General features: G+C 43.6%; 9 protein-coding genes. 7 read left to right on the top strand and 2 right to left on the bottom strand.

Annotated elements, in window-relative coordinates; translation table 11 throughout:
• Positions 1-158: 158 nt before the first annotated feature.
• Positions 159-503, top strand: a complete 345-nt coding sequence (gene erpA, locus JK188_RS06840; protein WP_132496746.1) for an iron-sulfur cluster insertion protein ErpA — start codon at positions 159-161, stop codon at positions 501-503.
• Between the two features lie 234 nt (positions 504-737).
• Here the strand turns inward: erpA and btuF are convergent, their stop codons facing one another.
• A complete protein-coding gene (gene btuF, locus JK188_RS06835) occupies positions 738-1,547 on the bottom strand; it encodes a vitamin B12 ABC transporter substrate-binding protein BtuF (RefSeq protein WP_211887825.1) in 810 nt (269 codons plus the stop codon).
• 95 nt (positions 1,548-1,642) lie between these two features.
• The gene (gene mtnN, locus JK188_RS06830) at positions 1,643-2,335 is read right to left on the bottom strand and encodes a 5'-methylthioadenosine/S-adenosylhomocysteine nucleosidase (RefSeq protein ID WP_211887772.1); all 693 of its coding nucleotides are present in this window, start codon (positions 2,333-2,335) and stop codon (positions 1,643-1,645) included.
• Positions 2,336-2,466: 131 nt separating this feature from the next.
• Between mtnN and dgt the strand changes: the two genes are divergently transcribed.
• From dgt to eno, 6 genes are all read left to right on the top strand, one after another.
• Positions 2,467-3,999 carry a dGTPase gene (gene dgt, locus JK188_RS06825; RefSeq protein ID WP_211887773.1) on the top strand — a complete coding sequence of 511 codons (1,533 nt, stop codon included), beginning with the start codon at positions 2,467-2,469 and terminating at the stop codon, positions 3,997-3,999.
• 205 nt (positions 4,000-4,204) lie between these two features.
• The gene (gene rlmD, locus JK188_RS06820; RefSeq protein ID WP_211887774.1) at positions 4,205-5,536 is read left to right on the top strand and encodes a 23S rRNA (uracil(1939)-C(5))-methyltransferase RlmD; all 1,332 of its coding nucleotides are present in this window, start codon (positions 4,205-4,207) and stop codon (positions 5,534-5,536) included.
• Between the two features lie 16 nt (positions 5,537-5,552).
• A complete protein-coding gene (gene relA, locus JK188_RS06815; RefSeq protein WP_154602421.1) occupies positions 5,553-7,784 on the top strand; it encodes a GTP diphosphokinase in 2,232 nt (743 codons plus the stop codon).
• Positions 7,785-8,060: 276 nt separating this feature from the next.
• Entirely contained in the window at positions 8,061-8,855 is a 795-nt protein-coding gene (mazG, locus tag JK188_RS06810) for a nucleoside triphosphate pyrophosphohydrolase (RefSeq protein WP_211887776.1), read from the top strand.
• Between the two features lie 364 nt (positions 8,856-9,219).
• Positions 9,220-10,857 (top strand): glutamine hydrolyzing CTP synthase, encoded by a 1,638-nt coding sequence (pyrG, locus tag JK188_RS06805; RefSeq protein WP_154602423.1) that lies wholly within the window; start codon positions 9,220-9,222, stop codon positions 10,855-10,857.
• 64 nt (positions 10,858-10,921) lie between these two features.
• Complete coding sequence (eno, locus tag JK188_RS06800) at positions 10,922-12,223, top strand: phosphopyruvate hydratase (RefSeq protein ID WP_006659306.1); 1,302 nt, start codon at positions 10,922-10,924, stop codon at positions 12,221-12,223.
• Positions 12,224-12,446: the final 223 nt, after the last annotated feature.

Below are 12,446 nucleotides of genomic sequence, written 5' to 3'. Positions count from 1 at the left end.
TCACAATGATGGATCAATCATAAAGATGAATAGTAACTCTGTGCTCAATTGTGTAACAACACTTGAACCAATGAGTCAGGTGACGGATAATTGAGAAATTGATCTAAGTAGGCTTTGCCTTACCTATGAATTTACCGGTCACCGGTCTGGAGTAATAAATGAGTGATGATGTAGCTCTGCCTCTGCAATTTACCGATGCAGCTGCAACCAAAGTAAAAGACTTAGTTGCCGATGAAAATAACCCAAACCTGCGTCTGCGCGTCTACATTACGGGCGGTGGTTGCAGTGGTTTCCAATATGGCTTTACCTTCGATGATCAAATCAACGAAGGGGATATGACCATCGAAAAACAAGGTGTCGCACTGGTTGTAGACCCAATGAGCCTGCAATATTTAGTGGGTGGAAGTGTGGATTATACTGAAGGGTTAGAAGGGTCGCGCTTTATTGTGACGAATCCGAATGCGAAATCCACGTGTGGTTGTGGTTCTTCCTTCAGCATCTGATTTTTCGTTATATTTTGCGCTGTGGCGGTGTTGGCTTCGTTCAGCTACTCGGGTCACATACTTATGTATGCTCCCCGAGATATCCTCACTTGCCGCCTAGCCACAGCACAAACTATTTAGAAAGATTATTTCGTGAGATTTTAAACGAAAAAAATTAGTTTTATTATCTTTGTCCTGCTGCATTAATTCTGTTCAAAAAATCCTGCTGTGATCTTAGATTCTTAACTTCTTTTCTTAGTTTGGTAGAGCGTTTAGCTGGGTGCATAATTGCTCGGTGGCGTTGATGATGCGGGGACCGGCACGGTGGAACCAATCCTCATTTAAGCGAATGATGGGGACATTGAGTTGGGTGCTCCAGAAAGCTTTGACGGCATTTTCTTGCTCGGAGGAGCCGGTCATAATGATGGCATCGGGTTTGCGAGCGAGGACTTGCTCACGGCTGACTTGAGGCCATTGGACAGCGCTGTTTTCGAAAATATTCTGAGCGCCGCAAGTCTTAACGACATCATTTTGAAGAGTATTATCGCCAGCGCTAAATAATGGCTGAGTGCCTAATTGAATAAATAATTGCTTAGGTTTTTTATTATTATCTAATTTATCTTTTTGCATCTTTAACGTGCTACGCATTTGGGCGATATTTTTCTCGGCCACTTCTGGGTGAGGGCTATATTGTGCAAGCTCTTCCAGTGAAGCGATAACTCCATCAATGCTTTGCGAATCAAAATAGACAATTGGAATCCCTAACGATGCAAGCTGATCCAGAGGTCGCTGCGGGTTACCGCCTCGCCACGCCAAGATCAAATCCGGCTTTAAGGCAATAATCCGCTCCACATTTAACCCTTGCCAATCCGCTACTTGCTCAAGCTTTTTGGCAGATTCTGGATAATCGGAATAGGCGCTTACGGCAATTAAGCTATCTTCCAATCCTACGGCATAAGCCAGCTCCGTATTGGCAGGTGATAAACTAATGACTCGGGATTTGGGAGTGGCGAATGCACTATTGATTAGGGTTAAGAAAAATAGAAAACCAATCAGTGAGCGCATGAGTTTGGTCGTTAGATTCATAGCATTACTTCACAAAGAGGTATTAGAAAAGGCATAAATGAAGGTCAGTTATGCCTTAGAAAGTGAGAAATAAATTACGCTAATGCTGTGACAATCGCAGCAACCATCAAGGATGATTGGCGTGCAGCGATAGGTAAAAACTCGTCAAAGCTAGTGTGGGACTCTTTATCTGCCACATCTGAAATTGCACGAACCACCACAAAAGGTACCTTAAACTGGTAGCAGACATGACCGATAGCCGCGGCTTCCATTTCAACGGCAGCAACGGTTGGGAATGTCGCTTTGATACGCGCTAAAGGCTCAGCTCCGTTGATGAAAGCATCACCACTGCAAATCAAACCGCGAACGGCGTTCATATCTAACGCTTTCACGCACTGTTCGGTAGTTTCAATGAGTTTTGCATCGGCAATAAATGCCGGTGGGCACTGTGCCATTTGACCCGGCTCATAACCAAATGCGGTGACATCCGCATCGTGGTAGCGCACTTCGGTAGATACGACGATATCACCTACATTTAAACGTGGATCTAAACCGCCCGCAGAACCTGTATTGATGATAACATCAGGCTTGCAGTGTTCTAACAATAATGTGGTACCGATTGCCGCTGCGACTTTACCGATGCCCGATTTTAATAAAGCGACGTCAACGCCGTTTATTTTCCCTGTATAAATTTCACAGCCAGCAAGGCTCAATGTTTGGCAACCTTCAATTTTTTCGCGCAGGGTCGCAACTTCTTGCTCCATCGCACCTATGATACCGATTTTCATTATGTCATACTCACTGTTGATTAATTAGACACTTATGTCGTAGATGGCTAAAGTGTAACATCGAAAGGTGGGTTTTCCTCTGCCTTTTCTTTGGAGATTCAGGAATAAAACGGTAAGGCATAGAGGCTAGCATGGCGGGAAAAGAGATTAATTTTGTTAAAAAACTGAGTTTCCAGCGTAACTATATGAGCAGTGGGAAAAATCAAAAAGTCTCACCCGATGATGAAGATGCCGTAAACCGTCTCTTTGAAAGCGACCGTGGGCGGATTATTAACTCGGCAGCCATTCGACGTTTACAGCAGAAAACCCAAGTTTTTCCCCTTGAACAAAACTCCGCCGTACGCAGCCGTTTAACCCATTCTCTTGAAGTCCAACAAGTTGGGCGCTACATCAGCAAAACGGTGTTGGGTGAGCTGAAAAAGAAAAAATTGCTTGATGAATATGGTTTAACTGACCGTTGTGATGCCTTTGAAAGCCTGGTGGAAATGGCGTGTTTGATGCACGATATTGGCAACCCACCGTTTGGGCATTTCGGTGAAGCCGCTATTCAACGCTGGTTCAGTAAATTGTTATCGCCAGATTATCTCTTCACGCCAGAAACGACAGACCCTTGCAAAATTAAAGCGTTACAACTGACTGGTAATGAAAAGCAGGATCTATTTCGTCGTCAGCTTAAGCGTGATTTATGCTCGTTTGAAGGGAACGCTCAAGGGCTGCGCATGGCGCATCGCCTGCTCAAGCTGAATTTAACCTACGCCCAAATTGGCTCTATTTTGAAATACACTCGCGGCGCTTATGACCTTGAGCCTATCCCGCCAGAATTTGATTATTTAATGAAAAAACCGGGCTATTATTGGTCTGAAGCGGATTTTGTCAGCGAGTTAAGTAAAAAATTGGAAATGGGAAAATATTGCCGTTTTCCGCTCTCTTATATCATGGAAGCTGCCGATGATATTTCTTACTGTATTGCGGATTTAGACGATGCAGCAGAAAAGGGCATTTATACCGTTGAGCAGCTAATTGAATACCTAAAAGCGGAGTGGGGCGAGGTAAAATCTGGGGATCTCTTCGACCAAACTATTTTGCGGGCATTCAATAATATCAGCGATAACCACACAAGGCGCATTCAGCAAGATCAGTTTTTTATGTATTTGCGTGTCAATATTACAGGAAAACTCGCCCATTACAGTGCTCAGCGCTTTATTCAAAACCTGCCTGAAATTTATCACGGCAGCTTTAACAGCGCGTTACTTGAGGATAAAAGCCAAGAGCATCGCCTCTTAAAAGCTTTAAAAACAGTGGCGTTTAAGCATGTGTTTAATCACCATGAAGTGGAAGAGTTAGAGCTACAAGGCTACCGAATTATTAGCGGGTTGTTAGATGTTTACAGCCCACTATTGATGATGGATAGAGAGGATTTTGCGGCATTAGTGGCACAAAATTACCATAAACACTTTTTTATCGAAACTCGCCTATTTCATAAGCTATCCAATAAACATCGACTCTCCTATAACGAAGCCTTGGAAAAAATTTCAGTCACCAGCGATGCGGATAAATCGATGCTAGAGTTTTATTATCGAGCCAGACTGCTCCAAGACTACATTAGCGGAATGACTGACCATTATGCTTATGAAGAGTATCGAAAATTTATGGTGACGAATTAACGCTGATAAAAAAAGTCAGTATATAGCGTGACAAAAAAACTAAGTGGTCACTAATTTTGGTAAAAAAAATGCTATGATAGCCCGCTAATTTGTCTACCCAATTATCAGGCAGTCGCAGTGATAAAGTAAGCCGTTATAAAGTAAATATGGGCTTACCACCTGTGGCTTGAAATAGAATTTATTTAACTCCGTTTAGTGACTACTTATGGCCCAATTTTACTCGCCAAATCGCCGCACCACCCAACGCCGTCAAATCACGGTTCATGTCGATAGTTTAGATGCCGCTGGGCAAGGCGTAGCTCGTCATGATGGCAAAGCCATATTTATCACTGGTTTATTACCAGGGGAAGAGGCGCAAGTCGAACTAACGGAAGATAAACGTCATTTTGCCAAAGCCAAAGTCATTAAACGCCTTAGCACTAGCCCGCAACGAGTGAAACCCCGCTGCCGTTATTTTAATCAATGTGGTGGCTGCCAACAGCAGCATGTAGAGATTGGGCTTCAACGCGAAAGCAAGGCGCAGGCTTTACAACATTTAATGGGGCGGGAGACTGGCTCTGTACTGCCACCTATTTCGGTGATTGGCGGTGAAGAATATGGTTATCGCCGCCGCGCGCGTTTGGGGCTGCAATATCAAAATAAATCTAATCACTTAATGATGGGATTTCGCCAAACGCAAACCAACACGCTGGTGGACATTAAAAGTTGCTCAGTATTGCACGCAGAACTTGATGCACTGTTAGCGCCATTGTCCACCTGTTTAAATCAGCTATCGATTGCCAGCAAATTAGGGCATGTAGAGCTGATTCACGGGGATAACGGCAATCTTATCCTGCTACGTCATTTAGCCCCTGTTGACGCATCTGATAGAAAACACTTGCTAGACTTTGCCAAGTCTCATGGGCTTAGTATTTGGTTAGCAGGGAATGAAGGTCAGTTAGTCCCGCTTGAGGCTGGCTCCATTTTACCTGAATATCAGGTGGCGGGTGAAACCTTACAATTTAGTCCTGCCAATTTTATTCAAGTGAATGGCGAAATTAACCAGCACATGGTGGCGCAAGCCTTAGCATGGTTAGATCTAAGCCCAGAAGATAGGGTATTGGATCTTTTCTGTGGGATGGGTAACTTTACGCTGCCAATTTCCCGCTTAGTGAAAATGGCGGTAGGCGTTGAAGGTGTTGAAAATTTAGTCACTCAAGCCAGAAATAACGCCCAGCGCAACTCAATTGAGAATGCGGCGTTCTATAATGAGAACTTGGAAGAACAGATTCACACTCAGCCGTGGGCGCAAGAAGGTTTCAATAAAGTCTTGTTAGATCCTGCTCGAGCAGGTGCCGCTGGTGTAATGGAACATTTAATTAAACTGATGCCAGAAAAAATTGTCTATGTTTCTTGTAATCCAACAACGTTAGCAAGAGACAGTAAAGTTTTGCTTGAAGGCGGGTATCAGTTATCTCAATTGCGGATGTTGGATATGTTTCCGCAAACTAGTCATCTGGAATCCATGGCGCTATTTGTTCGTAGCCCAGAGGTGTAACAGGTAGGGAGAATATATGGTTGCAGTAAGAAGTGCGCATTTAACCCCAGCAGGTGAATTTGCCCCCGAAAAATGGGTTAATGATTTGGGTTTGAATAATAAACAATCAGAAGAAAAACTCATCCATACCTGGCAGTATTGTCACGATAAATTATCGGGGCAGGATATTGCGCCTCTGCTACTGTGGCGCGGCATTGAAATGACCGAAATTCTATCCACGCTCAGCATGGATATTGGTAGCTTACAAGCTGCGTTGCTGTTCCCTTTAGTTGAAGAGGGAAAACTCGACGAACAATCCGTTATTGATGATTTCGGTCAATCCATTCATGCGCTGGTAAAAGGCGTGATTGAGATGGATGCCATCCGCGAACTTAAAGCCACTCAATCTAACGAAACCAGTTCCGTACAGGTGGATAACATCCGCCGTATGCTGTTGTCGATGGTAGAAGACTTCCGCTGCGTGGTCATTAAACTCGCCGAGCGTATCGCTCATTTACGTGAAGTCAAAGATGCCAGCGAAGATGAACGTGTCTTAGCGGCGAAAGAGTGTTCCAACATTTATGCACCGTTGGCAAACCGCTTAGGGATCGGGCAATTAAAATGGGAATTAGAAGATTTCTGTTTCCGTTATCTACACCCTGACGAATACAAAAAAATTGCGAAATTACTGCACGAGCGCCGTATTGACCGTGAAGAATACATCGACAATTTTGTTAGCACACTGCGCAAATATATGCTCAAAGAGCAAATTCAAGCTGAAGTGTATGGCCGACCAAAACACATTTACAGTATTTGGCGCAAAATGCAGAAGAAATCCTTAGCATTTGGCGAGTTATATGATGTGCGTGCGGTACGTATCGTGGTTGAACGCCTACAAGATTGCTATGCGGCACTGGGGATTGTGCATACTCATTTCCGTCATTTACCCGATGAGTTCGACGACTATGTAGCGAACCCAAAGCCAAATGGCTATCAGTCGATCCATACAGTGGTTTTAGGTCCAAATGGTAAAACACTAGAGATCCAAATCCGTACCCGCCAAATGCATGAAGATGCAGAGCTGGGCGTTGCTGCGCACTGGAAATATAAAGAAGGTGCAAGTGGCGTAGGTAAGGGCAGCAGCTACGAAAACCGCATTGCATGGCTGCGTAAACTCATCTCGTGGCAAGAAGAGATGGCAGATTCTGGTGAAATGCTGGATGAAGTACGTAGCCAAGTGTTTGATGACCGAGTGTATGTGTTTACGCCAAAAGGCGATGTGGTGGATTTACCAACAGGTTCAACGCCGCTCGATTTTGCTTACCATATTCACAGTGATGTCGGACACCGCTGTATTGGAGCGAAAATTGGTGGGCGCATCGTGCCATTTAGCTACCAATTGCAAATGGGCGATCAGATTGAAATTATCACCCAGAAGCACCCAAACCCGAGTCGCGACTGGCTCAATCCTAACCTCGGTTATGTGACAACCAGCCGTGGACGGGCGAAAATTCAAAACTGGTTCCGTAAACAAGACCGCGATAAAAATATTCTGGCGGGACGTCAAATTCTTGACAGCGAATTATCTCATCTAGATATCAGTTTACGAGATGCAGAAAAACAGTTGATTGCCCGTTATAACGTACACTCATTGGATGAAGTGTTAGCGGGAATTGGCGGCGGTGATATTCGAATCAATCAATTGGTTAACTTCCTACAAGCTAAGTTTAATAAAGCGACGGCAGAGGAAGAAGATCGCGCTGCGATGAAGTCACTGGAAAATAAATCTGGCGTACCAAGAGCACCATCCCACGGCAGTGGGCGCGTAGTGGTCGAAGGGGTCGGCAACCTGATGCACCATATTGCGCGTTGCTGCCAGCCAATTCCGGGTGATGAAATCGTCGGCTTTATTACCAAAGGTCGCGGAATTTCGATTCACAGTGCAGATTGTGAACAGCTTGCCGAGCTGCAAAGCCACGCGCCAGAGCGTGTGATTGATGCAGTTTGGGGTGAAAACTACTCTAGCGGTTACTCGTTGGTGGTAAGAGTGATAGCCAATGACCGCAGTGGATTATTGCGCGATATTACGACAATCCTCGCGAACGAAAAAGTCAACGTGCTAGGGGTAAGCAGCCGCAGCGATGTGAAGCAGCAGCTCGCCACCATCGATATGACTATCGAGCTGTATAATATCGAGGTGCTGGGGCGAGTTCTCACGAAGTTAAATCAGTTACCGGATGTTATCGAGGCGAAACGCCACTCTTCCTAATTTTCTTCATATTTTGGCGCGCAGCGTTGTTGGCTGCGCGCGCTCGCCCTAGTCACATACTTATGTATGCTCCTAGGGTCTTGCTTACTTGCCGCCTAGCTGCACATCCAAACTATTTTGAAAATCTACTTTCGGTATATTTGGGTATGATCTTGAAAAGAGTTTTTTCGTTGTTTAGTTAATAAAAATCTGAAAATTTAGCGTATTCAATTCAATTTGGTTAAGGTATAACCCTCATTAAAACACCATGTAATTATTTTTTGATAAGGGTTAAATATGCAGCAGGGCAATAAACAAATTGAACGGTTACTCACTATTATGGCGCGTTTGCGTGACCCGCAAAATGGCTGTCCGTGGGATACGCAACAGACGTTTAAGACTATTGCCCCTTATACCCTTGAAGAAACCTATGAAGTTCTAGACGCCATTGAACGAGAAGATTTTATCGACTTAAAAGGCGAGTTGGGGGATCTTCTCTTTCAAGTGGTGTTCTACGCGCAAATGGCTCAAGAGCAAAATCTATTTGATTTTGATGATATTTGCCAAGCTGTCAGCGACAAACTTGAACGTCGCCATCCTCATATTTTCGACGAAAATAACCAACTCAGCAGCCAAGAAGCCATTGCCGGTTGGGAACAGCGTAAAGCCAAAGAGCGTGCAGAGAAAGATCAATACTCAGTGTTGGATGATATCCCGAATGCACTTCCTGCCTTAATGAAAGCCTATAAAATTCAAAAGCGTTGTGCCTCAGTCGGCTTTGATTGGGATACGCTGGGTCCTGTAGCTGGCAAAGTCACCGAAGAGCTAGCGGAAGTGATGGAAGAAGCCACTCAAGCAGTCGTGGATGAACAGCATCTTGAAGAGGAAATTGGCGATTTATTATTTGCGACTGTTAATTTATCCCGCCATTTAGGACACAAGCCGGAGCTTGCCTTACAAAAAGCGTGCAATAAATTTGAGCGCCGTTTTCGTGAAATCGAAAGACGATTAGCAAAAACTGGCAAATCAACAGAAACTGCTACACTTGATGAGATGGAAGCATTGTGGGTGTCTATCAAATTAGATGAATGACCCAATCCAGACAGCTAAATTTTACAAAAAATGCTTGTCGATAATGATAGTCACGGATTGAAATAGTTATTCAAAATCAAACAATCGGCAAAATGATGTTTTTTCAGTGATAGATTAAGCTGAAAGGATTTAGCATTTACACAAAAATGTGTTAATCTTGCAAAACAGTTGAATAGCACCCTAGAAAGTGACTATTTATCAAACGATAAATATTTTTATTTTTAACTTGCTGATTTATTTAAGGTATTAATGAAAACTAGCCTTATTGCGCTTAGAACATTTGTAGGAGATTTAAGGTTCGGGTATACTGTTTTCCCGTCCTGTTATATCCATCATCTTTTAAACCTAAACGTTCAGGTTCAGCATGAAAACTAATTATATTTTTGTGACCGGCGGGGTCGTATCCTCTCTGGGTAAAGGCATTGCCGCAGCCTCCTTGGCGGCTATACTCGAAGCCCGTGGACTCAATGTGACCATTATGAAACTGGATCCCTACATTAACGTAGATCCAGGCACAATGAGCCCAACCCAACACGGGGAAGTTTTCGTTACAGAAGACGGCGCTGAAACTGACTTGGATTTAGGTCATTATGAGCGTTTTATTCGTACCAAAATGACACGTCGCAACAACTTTACGACTGGACGTGTTTATTCTGAAGTCCTGCGCAAAGAGCGTCGTGGCGACTACTTAGGCGCGACCATCCAAGTTATTCCTCATATCACTAATGAAATCAAAGATCGCATCATCCGTGGTGGTGAAGGTCATGACGTTGTATTAGTCGAAATCGGCGGTACAGTTGGTGATATCGAGTCTCTGCCATTCCTAGAAGCTATTCGTCAAATGGCTGCGGAAGTGGGCCGTGAGCGCACACTGTATATGCACTTAACCTTAGTGCCATACTTAGCGGCTGCGGGCGAAGTGAAAACAAAACCAACACAGCACTCTGTGAAAGAGTTACTGTCAATTGGTATTCAGCCAGATGTGCTGATCTGTCGTTCAGATCGCGTCATTCCTGCGAATGAGCGCGCGAAGATTGCCCTATTCTGTAATGTTCCAGAAAAAGCGGTTATCTCTCTGAAAGACGCAGACTCAATCTATAAAATCCCTGGCATGCTGAAGGCGCAAGGTTTAGATGAATACATCTGTAACCGTTTCCGCCTTGAATGCAAAGAAGCTGATTTATCTGAGTGGGAACAAGTTATTTACGAAGAAGCCAATCCAGCAGGTGAAGTTACCATTGGTATGGTGGGTAAATATGTTGAATTACCAGATGCATACAAATCAGTTATCGAAGCACTGAAACATGCGGGTCTGAAAAATCGCTTAACAGTGAATATTAAGCTGATTGATTCTCAAGATATCGAAACCCGTGGCGTTGAGTTACTCAAAGGTCTGGATGCGATTTTAGTCCCAGGCGGTTTTGGTTCTCGTGGTATTGAAGGCAAAATTCTGACGGCACAATATGCCCGTGAGAACAAAATTCCTTATTTAGGTATTTGTCTGGGAATGCAAGTGGCGCTGATTGAGTTTGCACGTAATGTTGCGAACATGAAAGACGCGAACTCCACTGAATTTGATGCAGATTGCAAATTCCCAGTTGTTGCGCTGATTACTGAATGGCGTGACGAAGATGGCAACGTTGAAGTGCGTTCTGAAGAGAGCGACCTTGGCGGTACAATGCGTGTTGGTGGTCAACAATGTCATTTAACCGATGGCAGTTTAGTGCGCGGTATGTACGGCGCAGAAACGATTGTTGAACGTCACCGTCACCGTTACGAAGTGAATAATCTGCTGTTGAAACGTATCGAAGATGCGGGTCTGAACATTGCAGGTCGTTCTGTGGATAATAAACTGGTTGAAATCATTGAAAATCCAAACCACCCATGGTTTGTGGCTTGCCAGTTCCACCCAGAATTCACTTCGACCCCAAGAGATGGTCATCCGTTGTTTGCAGGTTTTGTTAAAGCCGCTGGTAAGTACCAGAAAGGTGAGTTGAAATAAGATACGGGGAAGTCGGCAATTTTCGCCAACTTCCCGAAATTTAACTTGTACTGAGGAAAACCTAATGTCCAAAATTGTTAAAGTGATCGGTCGTGAAATCATTGATTCTCGTGGTAACCCAACTGTTGAAGCTGAAGTACATTTAGAAGGTGGTTTTGTTGGTTTAGCTGCGGCTCCATCAGGCGCATCTACAGGTTCTCGTGAAGCACTGGAACTGCGTGATGGTGATAAATCACGTTTTCTGGGTAAAGGTGTTCTGAAAGCTGTTGCCGCTGTTAACGGTCCAATCGCTCAAGCAGTTATCGGTAAAGATGCTAAAGATCAAGCAAATATCGATAAAATCATGATTGACTTAGATGGTACTGAAAACAAATCTAAATTCGGTGCAAACGCAATTCTGGCAGTTTCTTTAGCAAACGCAAAAGCAGCTGCTGCGGCAAAAGGTATGCCTCTGTATGAGCATATTTCTGATCTGAATGGTACTCACGGTCAATACTCTATGCCTCTGCCAATGATGAACATCATCAATGGTGGTGAGCACGCAGATAACAACGTTGATATCCAAGAATTCATGATCCAACCTGTTGGCGCACCGACTCTGAAAGAAGCGGTACGTATGGGTTCTGAAATTTTCCATCACTTAGCAAAAGTACTGAAATCTAAAGGTATGAATACGGCTGTTGGTGATGAAGGTGGTTATGCACCTAACTTAGAATCTAACGCTGCTGCACTGGCTGCTATTAAAGAAGCGGTTGAGCAAGCAGGTTATGTTCTGGGTAAAGATGTGACTCTGGCGATGGACTGCGCAGCTTCTGAGTTCTACAACAAAGAAACTGGCAACTATGAACTGAAAGGCGAAGGTAAAACCTTCACTTCACAAGAGTTCACTCATTACTTAGAAGAACTGACTAAACAATACCCAATCGTTTCTATCGAAGATGGTTTAAACGAATCTGACTGGGATGGTTTCGCATACCAAACTAAAGTTCTTGGTGACAAAATTCAATTAGTTGGTGACGATTTATTCGTAACTAACACGAAGATCTTAAAAGAAGGTATCGAGAAAGGCATCGCTAACTCAATCCTGATCAAATTCAATCAAATTGGTTCTCTGACTGAAACATTAGCTGCGATTAAAATGGCGAAAGATGCTGGCTATACTGCCGTTATCTCTCACCGTTCAGGTGAAACTGAAGATGCAACTATCGCTGATTTAGCGGTTGGTACTGCGGCGGGCCAAATCAAAACTGGTTCTATGAGCCGTTCTGACCGTGTTGCTAAATACAACCAACTGATCCGTATTGAAGAAGCTCTGGGTAACAGCGCACCATTCAACGGTCTGAAAGAAGTTAAAGGTCAAGCGTAATTTATATTCGCTTAGATTAAATTGAGAAAAGGGACGAGAAATCGTCCCTTTTTTTTATTTAAAATAAATGTTTTTGAAATTATTTAAAATCTATAAATAATGCAGATTAACTCTATTTAGTCATTTTTAAAGTTTGTGTTAGTAATAGGATAACAATCTAATTGGATTGTTTTATTAACTAATGTGAATGCTAAATAGGGATATAATCATGCCGAAAAATAGT

The organism is Providencia sp. JGM181 (assembly GCF_018257375.1).
In the GTDB taxonomy this organism is placed as follows: Bacteria; Pseudomonadota; Gammaproteobacteria; order Enterobacterales; family Enterobacteriaceae; genus Providencia; species Providencia lanzhouensis.
Note: the sequence above shows the minus strand (reverse complement) of the source record. Positions and strands in the feature narration are given on the sequence as shown.